Origin of the sequence: Sphingopyxis sp. BE259, from assembly GCF_031457495.1 — a bacterium.
In the GTDB taxonomy this organism is placed as follows: domain Bacteria; phylum Pseudomonadota; class Alphaproteobacteria; order Sphingomonadales; family Sphingomonadaceae; genus Sphingopyxis.
This window is the reverse complement of the sequence record NZ_JAVDWM010000001.1, coordinates 41,507-60,514: the sequence shown is the minus strand read 5'-3', so window position 1 is coordinate 60,514 and position 19,008 is coordinate 41,507. Positions and strand designations below refer to the sequence as shown.

General features: G+C 65.1%; 13 protein-coding genes. 4 read left to right on the top strand and 9 right to left on the bottom strand.

Annotated elements, in window-relative coordinates:
• Positions 1 to 118 precede the first annotated feature (118 nt).
• Positions 119 to 670, top strand: coding sequence for an LPS assembly lipoprotein LptE (lptE, locus tag J2X44_RS00265; RefSeq protein ID WP_310087228.1), 552 nt, complete (start codon positions 119 to 121; stop codon positions 668 to 670).
• A 6-nt stretch (positions 671 to 676) separates the two neighbouring features.
• Positions 677 to 1,708 carry a DNA polymerase III subunit delta gene (holA, locus tag J2X44_RS00260; protein ID WP_310087226.1) on the top strand — a complete coding sequence of 344 codons (1,032 nt, stop codon included), beginning with the start codon at positions 677 to 679 and terminating at the stop codon, positions 1,706 to 1,708.
• Positions 1,709 to 1,934: 226 nt separating this feature from the next.
• Here holA and J2X44_RS00255 read toward each other — a convergent pair whose 3' ends face one another.
• From J2X44_RS00255 to J2X44_RS00235, 5 genes are all read right to left on the bottom strand, one after another.
• Complete coding sequence (locus J2X44_RS00255; RefSeq protein ID WP_310087224.1) at positions 1,935 to 4,742, bottom strand: TonB-dependent receptor; 2,808 nt, start codon at positions 4,740 to 4,742, stop codon at positions 1,935 to 1,937.
• A gap of 250 nt (positions 4,743 to 4,992) precedes the next feature.
• The gene (locus tag J2X44_RS00250; RefSeq protein WP_310087223.1) at positions 4,993 to 7,767 is read right to left on the bottom strand and encodes a TonB-dependent receptor domain-containing protein; all 2,775 of its coding nucleotides are present in this window, start codon (positions 7,765 to 7,767) and stop codon (positions 4,993 to 4,995) included.
• A 159-nt stretch (positions 7,768 to 7,926) separates the two neighbouring features.
• On the bottom strand, positions 7,927 to 8,643 hold the full coding sequence (pdeM, locus tag J2X44_RS00245; RefSeq protein WP_310087221.1) for a ligase-associated DNA damage response endonuclease PdeM: 717 nt from the start codon (positions 8,641 to 8,643) through the stop codon (positions 7,927 to 7,929).
• Positions 8,644 to 8,683: 40 nt separating this feature from the next.
• The gene (locus tag J2X44_RS00240; RefSeq protein WP_310087219.1) at positions 8,684 to 9,730 is read right to left on the bottom strand and encodes a retroviral-like aspartic protease family protein; all 1,047 of its coding nucleotides are present in this window, start codon (positions 9,728 to 9,730) and stop codon (positions 8,684 to 8,686) included.
• Between the two features lie 89 nt (positions 9,731 to 9,819).
• On the bottom strand, positions 9,820 to 12,228 hold the full coding sequence (locus J2X44_RS00235) for a ligase-associated DNA damage response DEXH box helicase (RefSeq protein ID WP_310087218.1): 2,409 nt from the start codon (positions 12,226 to 12,228) through the stop codon (positions 9,820 to 9,822).
• A gap of 53 nt (positions 12,229 to 12,281) precedes the next feature.
• Here J2X44_RS00235 and J2X44_RS00230 point away from each other — a divergent pair, with 53 nt between their 5' ends.
• On the top strand, positions 12,282 to 13,208 hold the full coding sequence (locus J2X44_RS00230; RefSeq protein ID WP_310087215.1) for a glutaminase: 927 nt from the start codon (positions 12,282 to 12,284) through the stop codon (positions 13,206 to 13,208).
• Positions 13,209 to 13,271: 63 nt separating this feature from the next.
• Here J2X44_RS00230 and J2X44_RS00225 read toward each other — a convergent pair whose 3' ends face one another.
• The 3 genes from J2X44_RS00225 to gyrB form a co-directional block, all read right to left on the bottom strand.
• Complete coding sequence (locus tag J2X44_RS00225) at positions 13,272 to 13,670, bottom strand: septal ring lytic transglycosylase RlpA family protein (protein WP_310087213.1); 399 nt, start codon at positions 13,668 to 13,670, stop codon at positions 13,272 to 13,274.
• A 102-nt stretch (positions 13,671 to 13,772) separates the two neighbouring features.
• On the bottom strand, positions 13,773 to 15,314 hold the full coding sequence (locus tag J2X44_RS00220) for a cryptochrome/photolyase family protein (protein ID WP_310087211.1): 1,542 nt from the start codon (positions 15,312 to 15,314) through the stop codon (positions 13,773 to 13,775).
• Between the two features lie 19 nt (positions 15,315 to 15,333).
• A complete protein-coding gene (gene gyrB, locus J2X44_RS00215) occupies positions 15,334 to 17,910 on the bottom strand; it encodes a DNA topoisomerase (ATP-hydrolyzing) subunit B (protein ID WP_310087209.1) in 2,577 nt (858 codons plus the stop codon).
• 106 nt (positions 17,911 to 18,016) lie between these two features.
• Between gyrB and J2X44_RS00210 the strand changes: the two genes are divergently transcribed.
• On the top strand, positions 18,017 to 18,463 hold the full coding sequence (locus tag J2X44_RS00210; protein WP_310087208.1) for a hypothetical protein: 447 nt from the start codon (positions 18,017 to 18,019) through the stop codon (positions 18,461 to 18,463).
• 38 nt (positions 18,464 to 18,501) lie between these two features.
• Here J2X44_RS00210 and J2X44_RS00205 read toward each other — a convergent pair whose 3' ends face one another.
• Complete coding sequence (locus J2X44_RS00205) at positions 18,502 to 19,008, bottom strand: hypothetical protein (RefSeq protein ID WP_310087206.1); 507 nt, start codon at positions 19,006 to 19,008, stop codon at positions 18,502 to 18,504.

Genomic DNA, 19,008 nt, shown 5'->3' with positions numbered 1-19,008 from the left:
CGCATCTCGCCAACTCCGTTCGCATCGAGCGAAGTCGAGATGCCAATCGTTCGTGCACGCCGTCGAGGTGTCTCGACTTCGCTCGACACGAACGGAATAAGGGTCATTAGTGTCCAAGATGCGCAGCCTCCTAACCTCCACCCTTGTCGCCGCCTCGCTGACCCTTGGCGGTTGCGGGCTGCGTCCCTTGTATGCCAACGGCAGTCAGGGCGCGGTGGCGCAGGTGCTGGCCGACGTCGATGTCGCTGCGATCGAGGGGCATAGCGGCTGGCTGGTCCGCAACGCGCTGCGCGACCGGTTGCAGGCGACGCAGGGCGGCCAAGGCGCCGGCAAGCGGCTGCGGCTCGACGTCCGGCTCGAAGATTCGATCACTGGTTTCGGGGTCCGCGCCGATGATGCGGTCACCCGCGAACGCCGGACGTTGCGCGCGCGCTATCAGCTCGTCGATGCCGCATCGGGCGAGGTGCTGCTCGACGCGACCGCGGCGCAAGATGCCGGGATCGATGTCGTCGGCAGCGAATATGCGACGATCGCTGCCGAATCGTCGGTGCTCGAGCGGCTTGCCTCTGGAATCTCGGATCAGATTGTCGCGCGGCTCGCCGTCTATGCCGATCGCGGCGGCGGGCGAACATCGGCCCTGCCACCGGCGATGCCCGCGCCAACCCCGTAACCGGCGATGAAGACGGTCAAGCCCGCCGACCTCGAACGCCAGTCGCGCCTCGAACCTGCGGTCCGCTTCATCCTGCTGACTGGTCCCGACGAGGCGACGATGGCCGCAGTTGCGAATCATCTGGTCGGTCTCGCGGGCAAGGATGCCGAACGGCTCGACCTGTCGGGATCGCAGCTGGCGCAGGATCCCTCGCTGCTCGCCGCCGAAGCCGCATCAATGTCGCTCTTTTCTTCGGCGCGGGTCATCCGGCTCGAACTCGCTGGCAGCGGCGATGACAGCCTGGCGGCGGTCGAGGCGCTGCTAGCCGCCGACATCGTCATCAACCCGGTGATCGCCACCGGCGCGTCGGTCACCGCCAAATCGAAACTGGTCAAGCTGGTCGAAGGATCGAACCACGCCGTCGCCGCGATCTGTTACCAGCCCGATCGCCGCGCACTGGTCGGCATCGCGATGGCGGCCGCGCAGGAGCAGGGTCTGCGGCTGGCCAATGCCGAGGCGCAATTACTGATCGATCTGGTGTCGGGCGATCAGGCGTTGATGCGTCGCGAAATAGAGAAAATGGCGCTGTATCTCGACGCCGCCGCCGATCGCCAGCGGCAGGTCACCGCCGCCGACATCGCCGCGCTGGGCGCCGCAACCCATGAGGAAGACGTCAGCGAGTGCATCAACGTCGCCCTAGGCGGAAAAGTGCGCGACCTGCCTGCGATGCTGGCGAAGGCGACCGCCGTCGGCGTCGCCGAAATCCGCATCATCCGCGCGCTGGCGATCCGGGCAATGGCGCTTGCGCGGTTGCGCGCCGAGGTCGATGCCGGAGCGCATCCCGCGACCGTCGTCGCGGCGCGCACCAGCGGAATTTTCTGGAAAGAGCGCGACGCGGTGACCGCGCAGCTGCGTATCTGGGATTCGGTGCGCGTCGCGCGATTGATGAGCCGCCTGATCGACTGCGAGCGCGCGCTCAAATCATCGGGGACGCCCGGCGGGATCTTGTTCCGCAAGTTGATGACCGACATCGCGCATCAGGCAGCGCGCGCGCGGTAGGAACTGGAGCGGTTGATAGCCGGACGCAGACCGACACCTTCGTCATCCCGGACTTGATCCGCGATTCACGACCCCTTGCCCCCCTATTCCGAGAGAGCGGATGGATCCCGGATCTAGTCCGGGATGACGAGATGGGTTCCCTAAAGCAAGAGAGCCCACCGCAACAGTGCCCGGTTGCGGCAGGCCCTCCGACACCCTCCCCGGTCGGGGAGGGGGAGAGGCCGGATCAGAACTGGCCGCGAAGCGTCACCCCATAGGTGCGCGGCTCGCCGGGGAAGCCGACGAACAGCTGGTTGGCGGTGCCGCTGAGTCCGCTTGATGCCGGGGCCGCGACGGCGCGGAAGGTGCCGCCGCCCTGCAACGGCATATCGGCGCCGATCTGGTAATAACGCTTGTTGAACAAATTCTGGCCCCACAGCTCGATGCCCCAGCGCCGATCTGGACCATAGAGGCCGATGCGCCCGTTAAAGATTGCAAAACCGTCCTGCACCTTTTCGATGTCGAGGTCGGACCCGGTGTTGGTGTCGCTTTGCAGGCGGGTGTCGAAATAGACGAGCGCGCTCATCCCCGAGCTGCCGATCGGCGGCGTCCAGCTGATCCCCGCCGTCGCCACATAGCGCGGCGCGTTCGATACCCCGCGGCCGGGCAGCTGGAACAACACCGGCGACAGCGGTCGTCCACCGGTGCCGACCAGATTGCGGCGATAGAGGGTGTCGACATAGGTCAGCCCCATGTTCACCGACAGATAGCGGGCGGGGCGAATAAACGCCTCGATCTCGACCCCCTTCGACCGCACCCCGGGTTTCAGCCGATCGGCGGCACAGCCGCCGGTGGTCGCCGACCCGTCGGCATCGGCGCCGTTCAGATCGTCCTTGCACGCCTGGATGTTGGTGACTTCGAAATTGACCCCGTTGAAGGTGTTGAGCTGGTAATTGCTATATTCCTGAAAAAAGGCGGCGACGTTGAGGTCAAAACCGGGGCCGTCATATTTGACCCCGAGTTCATAGGCATCGACCTTTTCGCTGGCGAATTGCAGGTCGCTCGCCTCGGGACGGCCATTGCCGCTGGTGTTCGCGGGCAGCGCCAGCCGCGCTGCGCAGGCGGTGTCAAAGGCGGCGTTGCAGGTGCGGTCGAGCGCCGAGAAGTCGAGGTTGAACCCCCCGGCCTTATACCCCTTGGACACCGAGCCGTAGACCAGCACGTCGGGGGTTGGTTTCCAGCTGAGCACCGCGGTGCCGGTCCATTCATTGTCCTTGAACTTGGTCCCGGCGGTGCCGCGCGGCAGGTCGGGCGCAGTACCGTTGATGACGCAGGGCAAAGTCGCGAGCGACTGGAACGGCGAATTGACCACCAGCGAACAGATGCCGTTGTTGAAATTGGCGTCAGCATCCAGCGTCTTGCGCTCGCTGGTATAGCGCGCACCGACGGTCAGGGTCAGCACGTCCTGGACAATGTCGAAGCTGTTGTGGGTGAAGATCGCGAAGTTGCGGCTTTTTTGGGCGAAGGTCGATCCCTGGTTACCGGTGCCGTTGATCGCCAGCGCCGGTTGACCCAATGCCGCGGCGAGCGAGCCGAAGCCGGGGCGCGCCGGATTGGCGATCAGCGCGGACAGCAGCGGAATCGACGCACGGCGCGGGTCGCCGACGGGTAAGGCGTTCAGCCCGGCGATCGTTCCTTGCACGACCGGCACATTCACGCATTGCGGGTTCGACGGCAGCACCGCGGTCGGCAGCGCGCTGGCGAACAGCAGGCAATTGGCGAATTGCTCGTAATTATTGCCGTAGACGATGTCGTCGTCGACGTTGAGCTTTTCGTTGGCGTAATAGCCGCCGACCAGCCAGTCGAGCCGCCCGTCGAACGCTTCACCCTGTAGCCGCAATTCCTGCGTGAACAGGCGGAACCGTCGGTCGAGATCGGTACGGCGCAGGATGTCGAGCGCGCTGAAATCGGCGTCCTGACCCTGCGCATTCTTGTAATCGCGATAGGCGGTGATCGCGGTTAGCGACGCCGCCCCCAGATCCCAATTGACCTCGCCCGAAACGCCCCAATCCTTGGTGTCCGACCGATAGGTCACGCCGGGCGTGGTCGCCTGGCTCCGGATAAAGCTGGTGCCGGCGGGCGGCACCTGATGGTTGGCGCCCAGCGCTTGCAGCACCGGCAGCAATGTGTTCGCCGACGCGACCGGAAAACCGTCGGCGCCGCGGGTCAGGTTGCGAACGGGATTGAGCAGCACGCCGCCGCAGCAATTTTCGCTGCGCTCGCTATAATCGGCGATCAGGCGCAGCTTCACCGTCTCGCTCGGTTCGAGCAGCAACTGGCCGCGCGCCAGCCAGCGGTCGCGGTCGTTGATGTCGGGCTCGCCCGCGGTTGCATTCTCGATAAAGCCGTCGCGGCGCTGCCACACCCCATCAACGCGCACCGCGGCCTTTTCGCCCAGCGGCGCGTTGACCATGCCGTCGATGCGCCAATAGTCATAATTTCCATAGCTGATCGACCCCTTGGCGCCGAATGCGCCAAGATCGGGGCCTTTGGTGACGATGTTGATCAGACCCGCGGTCGAGTTGCGGCCGAACAAAGTGCCTTGCGGGCCGCGCAGCACTTCGACGCGTTCGATGTCGCCCAGTTCGGACAGGCCGACCCCGGTGCGGCTGCGATACACCCCGTCGATGAACAGCCCGACCGACGATTCCAGTCCGGGATTTTCCCCTACCGTGCCGATGCCGCGGATGCGCGCCGAAAAATTGACCTCGCTGGTCGCCCCCGACACCAGCAGCGACGGCGCGACCTGGCCCAGGGCGCGGACATCGGTCGCGCCCGTCTTTTCCAGCGTTTCGCCGGTGACCGCCGATACGGCGATCGGCACATCGGACAATGCTTCGCTGCGCCGGGTGGCGGTGACGATGATCGTTTCGTCGCTGGCCTCGGCCCCGGCGTCCTGCGCCATGGCGGGCGGTGCCAGCATGGCGAATGACAGTGACAGGCCGGCGGCGCTGGCGCGCAGCAAGCGGGCGGCACGATAGGAATTGGTTTGCATGGATCTGGCCCTCCTCAAACGGTTCTGTTTTTCGCGGGAGAGCAGCGTGACTTTATATTTGAAAATGAACGTATCACGACATCGTGGTGGGACGCTAGCGCCAGCCGCCGACATGATAGGATTGCTGCGCAAGCGCGGCTTTTTGGTCACAGCTGTCCAACGCGAAAAATCGACTTGCCGCGGCGCGCAATGGAAAAAAAGAGGGCGGGACCAATGGCCCCGCCCTCAATCTTTTCAAGATGACGTGCGGTCAGAATTTGCCGCGTAGCGTCACGCCATAGGTCCGCGGTTCGGCCAGGAACTGCGAGAAAATCTGGCGGCCGCCCGGATATTGCGGGTCGGTGAACGGGGCCGACGTCGTCCCTGCCTGGAACGGCGAGTTGAACGCGACCTGAGCGTAGTTCTTGTTGAAGATATTCTGCGCCCACAATTCGACGCCCCATTTCTCATCGGGGCCGCGCACCCCGACGCGAGCGTTAAACAGGGCGTAGCCGTCCTGCGCCTTTTGCGGGAACAGATCGGACCCGGTGTTGTAATCGCTGGTCATGCGGCCATCGATATAGACCAGGCCGCTCAGGCCGCTGCTGCCGATGTCGGGGGTCCAGGTCACGCTGCCGGTGGCGACCAGTTCGGGCGCGTTCGACAGATTGTCGCCGGGCAATTTACGCAGCGCCTGGTCGAGCGGCGTGCCATTTTTATTGCCGATCAGGTCGCTGCGATATTTGGTGCGCGCATAGGTCAGACCGGCCGCAAGGCGGAAGTTGGGGGCTGGAACCAGCTGGGCTTCGATCTCGACGCCCTGCGTGCGCACGCCATAAGTCACATCACCCGGCGCGCAGGCGCCGGTGGCGTTGGCGGTCGTCCCGAAGTCGCTATCGGCCCCGGACCCCCCGATCAGATTGTCACAGCCGTTGACGGTCGCGACCAGAAAGACGGTGCCGTTAAACGTGTTCAGCTGAAAATTGCTGAAATCCGACCGGAAACCCGACAAGCTCAGGCTGAACGGACCGGTCGAATATTTGGCGCCGACTTCATAACTGTCGACCAGCTCGGGGTCGAATTGCAGATTGCCGACCAGTGCCTGAGCTCCACCTGCCGAGGCAAAGGTGACCACCGGGTTCTTGAGCGCCGAGCGATCCAGGTTGAACCCGCCCGCTTTATACCCGCGGGCAAAGCTGGCGTAGAGCAGCAGATCGTCGGTGGGCTTGTACGACAGGATCGCAGTACCGGTCCATTCGTCCTCGCTCCGTTCGTCGTTGATCGACACACCGTTCAGCTCGGCGGTCGAATTGCCTTGGCACGACAGCCCGATGATGCCGCCTGCGGTGGCAGCGAGGGGGCCTGCGAGGAACGGCGCCAGCGCCGCCTGGTTGGCGGTGCAGATGTTATTGTCGTTGCCGAAGGTCGCGTCGAACTTCTTCTTGTCGTTGGTATACCGCAGCCCCAGCGTCAGATCGAGCTGGTCGGTAATGTGGATGATATTGTGGGTGAACAGTGCCCAGTTCGTGCCATTCTGGAAATAGCGGTCGATGGTGCTCCCCCGGTCGTTCAGCGTGTCGAGCCGGTCGAGTGCGGCAAGGATTGCCGGCCCGCCCGCGCCGAGCGCCGAGCCGCCGCTGGCAATCAGGCCGCGCACCGGCGCGGCAAGGCAGCTTTGCGAGGTCGGCGAATAACCGGCGGCCAGCGCGCCGCCCGACACGATGCGGCAGTTTGCGAAGCGGCCATATTGACTGCCGAAACGCAGATTGTCCTGCACGGTCAGCTTTTCATTGGCGTAGAAACCGCCGACCAGCCAGTCGAGCGTCCCGTCGAACGCTTCGCCCTGCAACCGCAGCTCCTGGGTAAAGGTGTGGAACTGGCGATAGGCGTCGTCGCTTTCGCCGCGATAGAGGATATCAACCGAGCCGTAATCGACGTCACCCGCCTGACCCGAACGATATTCGCGGTACGCGGTGATCGAGGTCAGCGTCGCGCCGCCGAAATCATAATCGATCTGGCCCGAAAAGCCGTAATCCTTGGTCTGACCGGCATAGCTGCGACCGGGGCTGACCGAAATATTGCGGGCATAGCCTTGGTTAAACGCCGACAGCGGCTGGCCCAGATCGCGCAGCACGTTGATGATGTTATTGCCGGTGGTTTGCAGCGGCGCCAGCGGCGTCGACGGGTTGTTCAGATTGCCGATGAACGGGTTGACGCTGTTGTCGACATAGGTCGCGGCGCAGCATTTCTCGTCGCGATAGGTATAGTCGGCGATCAACCGGATCGACAGCGCGTCGGTCGGTTCGAACAGGATCTGGCCGCGCAGGAAATAGCGGTCGCGGTCGTTGACGTCGGTGTTGTTCGTCGTGTCGCGATAGAACCCGTCGCGTTGGACATAAACACCGTCGAGCCGTGCCGCGATCGTTTCGCTGATCGGGCCGGTGACGCTGCCGGTGAAGCGCAGGAAGTCATAGTTGCCGTAAGTGATTTCGCCATTGGCGCCGAAATCAAACTCGGGCTTTTTCGAATAGATGCTGATCAGACCCGCCGACGAGTTGCGACCGCCCAGTGTGCCCTGCGGGCCGCGCTGCACTTCGACGCGGTCGATTTCGCCGAGTTCGTTGAGGCCGATGCCCGAACGCGAGCGATACACGCCGTCAATGAACACCGGGACCGAACTTTCGAGGCCGGGGTTGTCGCCGACGGTACCGATACCGCGGATACGCGCCGAACCATTGGCTTCCGAACCGGTCGACGACACGAGCAGCGACGGCGCGACCTGGTTGAGCTGACGAATGTCGTTCGCGCCGCTGTTCTGCAGCGTTTCGGCGTTCACCGCCGAAATGGCGACCGGCACGTCGGACAAGAGCTGCGAGCGGCCCTGCGCGGTGACGATGATCGGGGTGTTGTCGCTGTCATCGACGACAGTCTCGTCAGCCGGTGCATCCTGCGCGAAGGCGGGCGCGGCAACGACCGCGATCGCCAGCGAAACACCGAGCGCGCTGGTGCGCATAAATCGGGCAGCACAAAGGGAAGATGATTTCATGTCGGGCACTCCTCTCAACATTTCATTATTTTTGTTGCCGCCGGAACATAACTCAATTGCGTGCGCGATCTAGCTGGAGGCCCGCATTTGCGTCGTTTTTGGCAGTGTGATGCTTTTTGGCCACAGCCAAAAAAGCACCCGTTCGGTGATGCTTAGCGGCTAGTTCGCGCGGAGGAGGCGGGTTGCCGTAGCGTCATCGCGCCCGCGGCCGGGGCAGGGGAAGCAAAGTTGCCGCCCGCCTGCGACGAGCATCGCCCGATAGGGACCGGTGAAATTTTCGGCGATCACCGGGTCGGTGGCGGCGAGTCCGCCGGTCAGACTGCCGAAGGCGGGCAGAATCAAGCGCTGTTCATCGCCTGCAAAGCACGGGCGCGAGACGTTGCGGCCGCGGACCGTCAGCCGCAGCTTGGGGTGAAAATGCCCCGAAATTTCGGGCCGTATCTCGCTGGCCCGGCTCTGGTGGCGAAAGACGATGCCATCGACGATATGTTCATCGGCGATTTCGCCGCCCCAGGCACCGGCGGTCAGCCCGTCATGGTTGCCCGCGATCCACAGCAACCGCGTCGCTGCCGCCTGTCCGTGCAGGCGCGCCGCGATCGTGGGGGCGATGCGACTGGCGGCGTCGCGGTCGTGAAAACTGTCACCCAGGCACCAGATCGCCTGAGCGCCGGTTTCGGCGGCCAGTAGTGCGAGCCGGTCGAGCGTATCGTGGCTGTCATAGGGGGGTAGCGGCTGGCCGAGCGCCGCATACCAGCTGCCCTTTTCCAGATGCAGGTCGGCGACGATCAGCGCGGCGTGGCGCGGCCAGAACAGCGCCCGGTCGGCCAGCATGAAAAATTTCTGGTCGGCAAAATCGAAAGCGGCGGCGGCGGTCATTGCGCTGCTATGCCGCCGCGCTTCGCCGCCGACAAGCGCCCTAACCGCCGCTGGCGACGATATTCAGCGCCATCCGCTGTCCGCTCTGGCGGCCCGCTGCATCGGGCAGGTCGAAAACGACGCGGCGGTTGGGGAAGTCGATCTCGACCCGGTCGAACAGCGACAGGCTGTCCATGCCGAGCAGCATGGCCGGCCGGTCTTCGAGCCCCAGCGCGCGGAACGCCTGACTGTCGGCAAAGCTGACCGGCAGGTCGTTGACGTCCATGCCATTGATGACGATCCGTTTGATCGCGGTGCGGAGTGCCGGAACGTCTTCGCCAGTCACCGCCATCAATTCGGTGGGGAAAAAGGGGAAACGGTTGGCGCGTTTGCTGGCGACCAATTTTTGCAGCGCCATGTTGCCCACGCTGGTCTGGGCGCCGGTATCGACGATGACGTCGATGCGTTTGCCGTTCAGCCGCGCGTCGGACAGGATCAGGCGCCCCGCCGAATTGCGCGCCGTGACGACGATCGCGTCGTCATCGCGGATGATCGGCTGCGCGCGCTTGCGCGTTTCCAGCACCTGCATCGTCTCCTTGCGGAAATCGATCAGCACCCGCCGCTCTTCGAGCATGTCGACGCCAATCAGCCCCGCCGCCCCGATGTGGCGACCGTAAAACGCCGGGGCGTCGACTGCGGCGAGGTGCAGGTTTGACATTTGGAGGGCTGCTATGCGGAAACTGGGCACCGTCGCCGATCCGCCGATCGTCGCCAGCCGCAATTTCGCGCCCTCGATCAGGTCGAGCCGCGCGGCGAGTTCGCGCGCGATCACCGTCCGTTCGGCGCCGGTATCGACCAGAAAGGCGAACGGCCCTTTGCCGCCGACCATGACCTTCACCGACATCCGCCGTGTCGCATCAAGGTCGAAGGGCTGAATGAACGGGACGATGTCGCTCGCCATGCCCGGTTCGACGACCTCGTCGATTGCATCGGACGCGGCTGGCACCGCAACGGCGGGCGGCGCAGGTGGGACTTGGGTGGCGCCGATCAGCACCGGCGCGGCGAGTAGTGCCGTCCAGACCATCGACCGCCTGAAAGGGTGGTTCATCGCGGGCATCCTCTATGTATTTTGGCGCAATCTACGCCTCATCCCCCGGCGCAGCAAGCGAAACGCCCTAATGACGAATGCGGTGGCCGCTACGCTGGCCCCATCGCCTGCTCAGCCAAGCTGTCGGCCATCTCGCCGAGCAGCGCATCGTCGACATCGGCGCCCGCGACGCTTTCGCGGCCGATCAGCACCAGCACCGGGATCGCCAGCGGGCTGATCCGCGGAAGTTTTTGGTGGAGCATCGTTCCCGCCGCGCGGTCGAGCAGGTCTCCCAATCGCGCCACATCGGTCAACCGCTCGCGCGCATCGGCCCACGCCGCCTCCAGCAGCAAATGATCGGGCTCATATTTGCGCAGCACGTCGAAAATCAGGTCGGTCGAAAAGGTCACCTGCTTGCCGGTCTTGCGCTTGCCGGGGTGCTGGCGTTCGATCAGCCCGCCGATCACCGCGACCTCACGAAATGCTCGCTTCAGCAGGTGCGATCCCTCGACCCATTCCACAAATTCAGCCTCAAGGATCGCCGGGTCGAACAGCGCCGCCGGATCGGTGACCGGGCGCAGCGACCAGATCGCCAGCGCATAGTCGGAGGCGACGAAGCCCAGCGGCTGCAACCCGGCGCGCTCCATCCGCTTGGTGATCAACATGCCCAGCGACTGATGCGCGTTCCACCCCTCGAAAGGATAGGCGACCAGATAATGATTGCCCTCGTGCGGAAAGGTCTCGACGAGCAGCTCGCCGGGACGCGGCAGCACCGAGCGCAGTGCCTGCATTTCCAGCCAGAAGCGCACATCGGCAGGAAAGCGCGCCCAGCTCGCCGGATCGGCAAGGAAACGGCGCACGCGGTCGGCGAGCCGCGTCGATAGCGCCATGCGCGCGCCGACGTAGGATGGGATGCGCGCCGGCTTGCTCGTCGCGCGAACCAGGATGTCGGTGTCGCGGATGCCTTCGACCTCCAGGCTGAGCCCCGCGAATGCGATGGTGTCGCCGGGGCTCAAGCTACTGGCGAAATATTCCTCGACGGTGCCCAGCCGCCGGCCGTTCCTGAACCGCACGTCGAGCGTCGGGGCATCGACGATGATCCCGGCGTTCAGCCGGTGCTGCGCGGCCAGCCGCGGGTGCGCGATGCGCCACCCACCTTGTCCGTCGGGGGCAAGGCGGCGAAAGCGGTCATAGCTTTTGAGCGCATAGCCGCCGTCACGGACAAACCCCAGCAGCCGGGTGAACAGCGCGGCATCGACCCAGGCATAGGGGGCGGCGCTGCGGATTTCGGCGAGCAGGTCGTCTTCCTTGAACGGCGCCGCGCAGGCCAGCGCCATGACATGCTGCGCCAGCACGTCGAGCGCGCCGGGGCGGAAGCGGTCGGCGTCGCGCTCGCCCGCCTCGACCGCATCCAATGCTGCCTGCGCCTCGAGATACTCGAAGCGGTTGCCCGGTACGATCAGCGCCTTGCTCGGTTCGTCGAGCCGGTGATTGGCGCGCCCAATGCGCTGGAGCAGCCGCGACGACCCCTTCGGCGCGCCCATCTGGATCACGCAATCGACGTTGCCCCAATCGAGCCCGAGGTCGAGGCTGGAGGTCGCGACGAGCGCGCGCAAACGCCCCTCGGCCATCGCCGCCTCGGCGCGCTGGCGGGCTTCGCGGTCGAGGCTGCCATGATGGATGCCGATCGGGAGCGACAGGTCGTTGACCTTCCACAGCTCCTGAAAGATCAACTCGGCCAGCCCGCGGGTGTTGCAAAAGATGATCGTGGTGCGGTTCTTCGCGACCTCGGCCATCACCTGATGCACCGCATAGCGCCCCGAATGGCCGGCCCATGGCACCGCGCCTTCGGGCAGCAAGATCTGGATGTCGGGATCGGCGCCCGCCTCGCCTTCGACCAGCGTCACGCTTTCGGCATTGCTTTCCGGCGCCAGCCACGTGCAATAGGCGTCGGTGTCGGCGATCGTCGCCGACAGGCCGACGCGGCGCAGTCCGGGCGCGATCCGTTGCAGCCTTGCCAGCGCGAGGCTGAGCAAATCGCCGCGCTTGCCCGGCGCAAAGGCGTGGATTTCGTCAATCACCACCGTCTTCAGGTCGGCGAACATCGTGAAGCTGTCGGGATAGGAAATGAGCAGCGACAGCGATTCGGGGGTGGTCAGGAGGATGTTCGGCGGCCTGCTGCGCTGACGCGCCTTCTTGTCCGACGAGGTGTCGCCGCTGCGGCTCTCGACGCTGATATCGAGGACCATGTCGGCGATCGGGCCGAGCAGATTGCGCTCGACGTCGGCGGCCAAGGCCTTCAGCGGCGAGACATAGAGCGTGTGCAGCCGGTCGGTCGGGCTTTGGGCCAGATCGACCAACGTCGGCAGAAACCCCGACAGCGTTTTGCCCGCCCCCGTCGCGGCGACCAGCAAGGCGTGTTCGCCGCGCTCGCCCGCCCGCAGCATGTCGGCCTGATGCCGCCGCAGCCGCCACCCGCGCGCCGCGAACCAGTCGGTGAAGGGGGCGGGGAGGGCCATGGGGCTGTCGTGTCACAGGCGCATCGCGTCGGCAACTATGCTAGGCACCGGGCATGACCGATCTTGCACAGCATATCGACGAAGCGATGCGGCTCGCCGCCGCGCAGCTTGGCCAAGGCCGCGTCGCCGATTATATCCCCGCCCTGGCACAGGTCGACCCGCACAAGCTCGGCTTTGCGCTCGCGCTTCCCGATGGCACCGTCCACACTGCGGGCGACGCCGACGAAGCGTTTTCGATCCAGTCGGTGTCGAAGGTGTTTACGTTGGCGCTGGCGCTGCGCCGCGTTGGCAGCGACCTGTGGACCAGCGTCGGGCGCGAACCATCGGGCAGCGCGTTCAATTCGATCGTCCAGCTCGAAAACGAGGGTGGCATCCCGCGCAATCCGCTGATCAACGCCGGGGCGATCGCCACGACCGACCGGCTGATCGATGGCCGCGAGGGCGATGCGGTGGCGGACGAAATCGTCGATTTCATGCGGGCGCGGGCGGGCGATGAGGGTGTCGCCATCGATTTCGACGTCGCTTTTTCCGAATCCGCCACGGGCGCCCGCAACCGCAGCCTGGCGCATTTCATGGATGCCTTCGGCAATTTGCAGCATCCGGTTGAAACCGTCGTCGGGGTCTATTTCCGTCAATGCGCGATTGCGATGTCCTGCCGCCAATTGGCTCGCGCCGGGCTGTTCCTGGCGATGGAGGGGCGCGATCCGCTCACCGGCGAGCAGCTGGTCGAACCGCACCGGGCGCGGCGCATCAACGCGATCATGATGCTGTGCGGTCACTACGACAATAGCGGCGAATTCGCCTTCCGCGTCGGCCTGCCGGGCAAGAGCGGCGTCGGCGGCGGCATCTTGTGCATCGCGCCGGGGCAGGGATCGATCGCGGTATGGTCGCCGGGGCTCAACGAGGCGGGGACGTCGCTGGCGGGGGCGGTGGCACTCGAACATTTCGCTTATGCGGCGGGGTGGTCGGTGTTCGATTGATTCTGGCTGATCGGGAAACGACACCGGCCCGCCAGAAGGGGGGCGGGCGGGCCGGCGCCTAGCTCAATCGTCCAGCAGCGCCAGTTTCACCCGCGCCGTACCGCTGCGGTGCATGCCGATTTCGCGCGCCGCGGCGTGGCTGACGTCGATCACCCGGCCGTGCGAAAAGGGGCCGCGGTCGTTGATGCGGACGATGACGCTGTCGCCGTTGGCAACGTTGGTCACGCGGACGAGGCTGCCAAAGGGTAGCGTGCGATGTGCGGCGGTGAGCTGGGCGGGGTCGAAGCGTTCGCCGCTGGCGGTGCGATTTCCGGCAAGTTCGCGGCCGTAATAGCTGGCCATGCCGCCGCCAATTTCGGTGTGTTCGGCGGTCTCTTCGATCCCTTCTTCGCCCGGCAGATCCTGCGCGGCTACCGGAAGGGCCAGCAAAAGCGGCAGCGCGAAAGCGACAAGACGGCGCATGATGTCATCCCCCAAATTGCGGGGCCGCTTCTTCGCCGCAGATGCGCTTGATGCAAGCGGGCAGCGACATGCCGCGCCGAAATTGCGGTCGGGCGCGCGGGCTCAGGCGCCACCGATCCCCAATTCGGCCAGACAGGCTTCGCCGTCGGCGACCAGCGCCGCGCGCCGTCCGGCGTCCCATTTCGCCAGGGTGCGGTACATCGGCGCCATACGGGGATTGCCACTCAACAGCCGCTGGTGACGGATCAGGAACGGCCAGTACAGGCGGTTGAACGGGCAGGCACCGGAACCCGTTTTCGCCTTCACATCATAGCGGCAACCGCGGCAATAATCCGACATGCGGTCGATATAGGCGCCGCTCGCCGCATAGGGCTTTGACGCCAGCAGCCCGCCGTCGGCGAACTGGCTCATCCCCACCGTATTGGGCAGCTCGACCCATTCATAGGCATCGGCATAGACCGCCAGATACCAAAGATGCAGCGCGTGCGGATCGATCCCCGCCAGCAGTGCAAAATTGCCCGTGACCATGAGCCGCTGGATATGATGGGCATAAGCGGTATCGCGCGTTTGTTCGACGCAAGCGCGCACGCACGCCATGTCGGTGTCGGCGGTCCAATAAAAATCGGGCAGTGGATGGCGGGCATCCAGCGCATTGCGCTGCGCATAATCCGCCCCCTCGCGCCAATAAATGCCGCGGACATATTCGCGCCAGCCCAAAATCTGCCGGATAAAGCCTTCGGCGGCGTTGATCGGCACATCGCCCGCGCGCCATGCTGCATCGACACGCCAGCACACAGCGCGGGCGTCGAGCAAGCCGATGTTGAGGTAGAGCGCGATGACGCTGTGATAGAGCCAGGGTTCGCCGACCAGCATCGCGTCCTGATAATCGCCGAACCGCGGCAGCGCCTCGGCGACGAAGGCATCGAACTGCGCCTCGGCATCTTCCGCGGTCACCGCGAACCAGAAATCGTCAAGACTGCCGAAGCGATCGGCAAAGTGCGCCGCGACCGTGGTTAGCACGTCCTGCGTGATCGGGTCGGGCGTGGTCCGCCGCGGGCGCGGCATCAGCAGGTCGCGCGCTGCGGGTTTGCGGTTCTCGCTGTCGAAATTCCAGCGGCCGCCTGCCGGATCGTCGCCCTCCATCAGCAATCCGGTGGCGCGCCGCATTTGGCGATAGAAATATTCCATCCGCAGCGCCTTGCGCCCGTTGGCCCATGCGGCGAAATCGGCGTCGTCGGCGAAAAAGCGGTCGTCGGCGCGAATCTCCACCGGCACCGCGAGCGCCGCCGCCCAACCAGCCATCGCCCGTCGCAACCGCCATTCGCCCGCTTCGGTGACGATCAACCGCTCAGCGTCGTGGCGCGTCAGCGCCCGCGCGACCTCGCCCTCCAAACTGCCACGGTTCTGCGGATCGTCGAGGCGGACGTAATCGACCGTCCAGCCTGCGGCGCGCAGCGCATCGGCATGGTGCCGCATCGCACTGAACACGAACGCCAGTTTCTTGCGGTGGTGCCACACATAGTCGGCCTCCGCCGCTACCTCGGCCATCAGAATGATCGACGTCGCAGGGTCGGCGCCAGCAAGACTGCTGATCTCCGTGCTCAGCTGGTCGCCGAGGATCAGAACTAGCGTAACGGCGGCCACGACCGGCGTTGCCGAGCCGTCAGACGTCGAGGTTGGCCACCGACAGCGCGTTGGTCTGGATGAAATCGCGCCGCGGTTCGACCTCGTCACCCATCAGCCGTTCAAAGATTTCATGCGCGATGTCGGCCTGTTCGGCCTCGACGCGCAGCAGCGAACGGTTGGCGGGATCAAGCGTGGTTTCCCACAATTGTTCGGCGTTCATTTCGCCCAGCCCCTTGTAGCGGCTGATCGCCAGCCCTTTGCGGCTGTGCGCAAAAATCGCCTCCAGCAGCTCGGATGGCCGGGTGATCGGCGTGACCTTGCCTGCCGTTGAAGTGGGCAGATCGCTGTCGCCCGCTTCGGCCTCACTCTCTACGGCTTCAGCGGCGGCGAGCGCGGCGGCATCGGCCGCCAGCGCCGCGGCGCTGCTGCCCTTCACCAGGCGGCTGGGGTGCGCATAGGTTTCGGCCTGTTCAGCAGCCAGCTTGTGCAGGCGGCGGCCTTCTTGGCTGGCGAGAAACGCCGCGTCGATCGCATGATGATCGCTGACCCCGCGCCAGCGTTTTTCCAGCGTGTAGCCGCCGTCGCTCGCCACGATCGTCCATTTCGCCTCGGCGCCGCCGGTCAGCGCGCGTTCGGCGGCGTTGAGCCATCCGGCGGCGCGCACCGCGGCGGCGGTGCGCTCGGCGCTGTCGAGCGCCGGATCGAGTGCGCCGTTCAGTGCCAGCGCCTCAATCAACTCATAATTATGACCGCGCGGCACATAGCGCATCAGCGCGCGCAGGCGGCGGCCATGTTCGATCAGCTCGCGCAGGTCGGCGCCCGACCGTGCGCCGCCGGCGGTTTCGAGCATCAGCGCGTCGATGCCGCCGTCGACCAGATAGTTTTCGAGCGCGCTATCGTCCTTCACATAGACTTCGCTGCGCCCCTTGGCGACTTTGTAGAGCGGCGGCTGGGCGATGTAGAGATGACCATTTTCGATGATTTCGGGCATCTGGCGATAGAAGAAGGTGAGCAGCAAGGTGCGGATATGCGCGCCATCGACGTCGGCGTCGGTCATGATCACAATCTTGTGATAGCGCAGCTTTTCGAGGTTGAATTCGTCGCGGATGCCGGTGCCGAGCGCCTGGATTAGCGTGCCGACTTCTTTCGACGAGATGATGCGGTCGAACCGCGCGCGCTCGACGTTCAGGATCTTGCCCTTCAGCGGCAGGATCGCCTGGACATGGCGGTCGCGGCCCTGTTTGGCCGATCCACCTGCCGAATCACCCTCGACCAGAAATAATTCGCATTTGGCCGGGTCGCGTTCCTGGCAATCGGCGAGCTTGCCGGGCAGGCTCGCAATGTCCATCGCCCCCTTGCGCCGCGTCAATTCGCGCGCCTTTTTCGCCGCTTCGCGCGCCGCGGCGGCGTCGATGACCTTCTGGATCACCGCCTTGGCATAAGCGGGATTTTCCTCGAGCCATTCGGTCATCCGGTCGGCCATCAGGCTTTCGAGCGGCTGGCGCACCTCGCTGCTGACCAGCTTGTCCTTGGTCTGCGAACTGAACTTGGGGTCGGGCAGCTTGACCGATACAATCGCGGTCAGCCCTTCGCGCATGTCGTCGCCGGTCAGCGAGACTTTCTCTTTCTTCAGGATGCCCGATTTGTCGCCATAACCGTTGATCGTGCGGGTCAGCGCGGCGCGGAAGGCGGCCAGATGCGTGCCGCCGTCGCGCTGCGGGATGTTGTTGGTGAAACACAGCACATTTTCATAATAGCTGTCGTTCCATTCCAGCGCGACGTCGATGCCGATGCCGTCGCGCTCGCTGCTGATCGCGATCGGATCGGGCAGCAGCGCATTCTTGTTGCGGTCCAGATATTTGACGAACGCCGCGATGCCGCCTTCGTAAAACAGGTCGTGGCTGACATGCTCGGCGTGGCGCGCATCGACCAGCTTGATGCGGACCCCCGAATTGAGGAAGGCGAGTTCGCGATAACGATGCTCGAGCTTCTCGAAATCGAACTCCAGCACATTTTTGAACGTCTCAGTCGATGCCTGAAAGGTGACGCGCGTGCCCTTCTTGCCCGCGGGAGCGGGGCCAGTGACCTTGAGCGGGCCGACCGAATCGCCATGTTCGAAGCGCATCCAATGTTCTTCGCCGTCGCGCCAGATCGTCAGCTCCAGCCATTCGGACAGCGCGTTGACGACGCTAACGCCGACGCCGTGGAGGCCGCCCGACACCTTATACGCATTGTCGTCGCTGGTATTCTCGAACTTCCCGCCGGCGTGAAGCTGGGTCATGATGACCTCGGCCGCCGAAATGCCTTCCTCGGCGTGAATGCCGGTCGGAATGCCGCGGCCATTATCCTCGACGCTGACCGATCCGTCGCTGTTGAGCGTGATCAGAACCAGGTCGCAATGCCCCGCGAGCGCCTCGTCGATCGCATTGTCCGACACCTCGAACACCATGTGATGCAACCCCGACCCGTCGTCGGTGTCGCCGATATACATGCCAGGGCGCTTGCGGACCGCATCCAGGCCCTTGAGAACCTTGATCGAATCGGCGCCATAGGTGTTGGCATTGGGCAGGTTGGTATTGGCGCTCGGCGCCTTATTTTCAGGGGTGTCCGTCATGCCGATTATATAGGGTCGCAGGCGGCAAAACCCAAGCGAAAATGCGGGTCTTGGCGCTTTCGCGACGATCGTTGCATGGTCCGCCTGTGGCGGCTAGATTCAGGGCATGAAAACCCTATTACCCCCTCGCCTGTCGCTGCCGCTGATCGCCGTGCTGGCCCTGCCGCTCGCCGCGTGCAGCCAGCCCGCGCCGCCCGCCGAAAACGCTCCCGCCGTCGGGGGCGAGCCGCTGGCGACCCGCGCGGTAATGGTCGGCACCGAAGGACCCAGCCTCCCTGCCTGTTCCAGCATCAGCCGGGTCAAGCCCGGCGGCACTGACGTGTTTTGGGCGCCCGGCGAAACGCGCGCGGTCAAAGCGAAGCTCGCCGGCGGCGCCAATGTGTCGCTGTGCGAGGCGGCCGAGAGCGACGCGTGGTTCGGCATCGTCTTTGCCGCTCCGGGGACCGATCCCGATATGTGCGGGGTCGGCAAATCGGTCCGCAACGCCCGCGAATATCAGGGCCCATGCCGCTGGGGCTGGATCAAGGGCGGCACGGTGCAGTTGGGCGGGTAAGTCCAGCCGTCACCTTGCTCAGGCGGGGCGCCGCTGCGTTACCGGCAATCCTCGATCACTCGGCCGATTTCCGACTGCACTGGCAGCGTCAACGCGCCGCCACCCGGCGTCTCGAGCGCAAAGCGCCCGCGGCTGAAGGCAATGCGGTCGAGCCGTGGGTCGCGGTTTGCCAAACTCGCGCTGCCGCCGTCGAAGCGGATCTGATCGGTTCCGGCGCTGGTCCGCAAGCTGACATTGCCCGACAGCGTCGAGGTCAGGCGGATGCCGCCGCCGCTGCACGCCATCGTCAGCAACGGGCTCGCGGCGCCCGTCGGCACGAACGCCGCGGTGCGGCTGCCAGCATCATAGCGCCAAGCACCGGCATCGACGGCGCGGTCCTCCCAGCCTTGGGTCGGGGTTGGCAGCGGGGCGGGGGTCGGCGCAGCCGCGACCGGTGCCGGGCGTGGCGGTGGCGGCGCAGGGGTCGGGACAGCGGCGCAACCTGCGACCGCCAGCATCACCGGCACCACCAGCCCATATCCTGTCCACATCGCCTGCCGCTTCAT